We start from the raw sequence: 2,125 nt of genomic DNA, 5'->3' as shown, positions 1-2,125 counted from the left end.
AAAAAAATGTGGTTATTCACCTCAAGAAACGACTAAAAACGTCAAAAAATTAAAGAGATATCGTAATGACTAAAAATCAAAATTTCATTGAAACGAAAGAGTATAAACGCTTTGCTGAATTTTGTGATGCTTGTATTAAATATCAGTATATTGGTATATGTTATGGTCAACCTGGTGTCGGAAAAACTTTATCGTCTAGGTATTACACAAATTGGGATACTATTGAAAAACAAGTTAACCATAGAGGTTGGGAAGATTTAGCTAGTAAAACGACCGATGACATACTATCGGTGGATAAAATATTTTATAATGCACCAGCAGAAAAACAAACTAAATTAAGGAATGATTTATATAGTATTACTGCAATCATTGATTTGGGTCAAAAATTACATGTTGTAAATAAGTATGGACATGAACATAGTAAACATTATAGTGATATGTTTAAATATATTGATTTAATTATAGTAGATGAGATTGATCGCCTTAAAGTGCAACATTTAGAGCAATTAAGAGCTATTTATGATGAACATAATTTAGCAATGATATTTATTGGTATGCCGGGTATAGAGAAAAAACTATCTCGTTATCCTCAACTATATTCGCGTATAGGTTTTGCGCATGAATTTGATAATCTAAGTAAAGATGAGACGCATCATATATTAGAATATAAGTGGCAAGACTTAGGATTTGATTTAAAACTCGAAGACTTTACTGATTATGAGGCAATAACGACGATTATTAAAATTACAAAAGGGAATTTTAGGCTGATTCATCGTTTATTTGCGCAGATAGACAGAATTATGGATATAAATGGTTTAGATAAAATAAGTACAGAAGTTGTAGAAACAGCTAGAGATAGTTTAGTTATAGGTATTCGATAATAGAAAAAGCAACGCATTTTAATATAGTGCGTTGCTTTTCTCATTTATTAGGTAAAGTCATTCTCATATATCGAGTAAAGTGACAACAATTATATATGTATGATTAGGGTGTACTTATATCATTCATATAAATGTTTATTTATACCCTCAATAAAAATATTATATGCTTTTAAGCACCTATCACATTCCTTATAAAAATGTTTATTCAATCCTTTAATATCGACTAGCGTAGTCTTATAATTTTTTTGTAACAATTTTAAATCCTCTTCGTAAAAGCTTAATTTAAAATGACCGGCTTGAGCTAATGGCTTTTTTCCTTGTTTAATTAAAATCAATATGTTTTTTAAATGTTTTAAAAAGTTTTTATAATCATAAACTTTTATTTTCATGAATGATTTATGTGGATTATTTTCATAATTTAGCAGGTAGTTTTCTATATCTTCAATATAACTATCATCAAATGGTGTGTGCTGGAAATAAAAAGTTTTTACATACATGAATATTTTATAAAGTTCTTCTTTCAAAAAATCATATGTATCTAAATCTCTTTGTATAGCATCCAATTTTTTTAATTTTTTTACATTTTTACCACAATCCTGTACTCTTATCCATCCACTATTTTCTTTAATTTCACTAGGTACACTTTGCATTAAAGTCTGAGATACTTTACTTTTTAATTCCGAAATATCATTAATATTTGGACTAATTAGTCTATTTTCTTTAACTTTTGTCTTAAACTCATCTAATTTTTTAGACTTTTCCGCGGATTCGGTAGATGCTTTATTCATCTCAAAAACATATATAGGTTTACCTAAAGATTTAGCAAAATTGTACTCCATTTCTGTATAGCTAATATTTTCTTCACTATCAATTGTTCCATAACTAGAACCTAACAATAATATCACTGCATCTGATTCATTGATCCATTGTGTTATTATTTCCCATTGGCTTTTACTACTTGAGTTAAAAAGTTCCATACCTGCTGGAATATTATTACTGTTTAAAACTGCTTCTACTACTGCTTGACGCTCTTCTATTAAATCTAAATAAGTTGATGAAATAAAAATTTGATATTTAATTTTAGTATTACTCATATATGCTCCTTTAATAAAAAATCAATTTACATAAATATATCATATGATAATATCCAAAAAGACTACTTAAAATATTATCTTTTTGCATTCCTCTACTAACCAGTGTTATAATCTAGATAACGAAAATGATTAACAATTAATGCACCAATC

2 protein-coding genes are annotated in these 2,125 nt (G+C 27.2%); one reads left to right on the top strand and one right to left on the bottom strand.

Going from position 1 to position 2,125, the window contains the following annotated elements:
• The first annotated feature begins 65 nt into the window (after nucleotides 1-65).
• Nucleotides 66-881, top strand: a complete 816-nt coding sequence (locus HMPREF2658_RS12320; protein ID WP_000164958.1) for an AAA family ATPase — start codon at nucleotides 66-68, stop codon at nucleotides 879-881.
• Between the two features lie 119 nt (nucleotides 882-1,000).
• Here the strand turns inward: HMPREF2658_RS12320 and HMPREF2658_RS12315 are convergent, their stop codons facing one another.
• The gene (locus HMPREF2658_RS12315; RefSeq protein ID WP_000072391.1) at nucleotides 1,001-1,975 is read right to left on the bottom strand and encodes a DUF4062 domain-containing protein; all 975 of its coding nucleotides are present in this window, start codon (nucleotides 1,973-1,975) and stop codon (nucleotides 1,001-1,003) included.
• Nucleotides 1,976-2,125: the final 150 nt, after the last annotated feature.

Source organism: Staphylococcus sp. HMSC062H10 (assembly GCF_001836945.1).
Classification (GTDB): Bacteria; Bacillota; Bacilli; order Staphylococcales; family Staphylococcaceae; genus Staphylococcus; species Staphylococcus aureus.
Note: the sequence above shows the minus strand (reverse complement) of the source record. Positions and strands in the feature narration are given on the sequence as shown.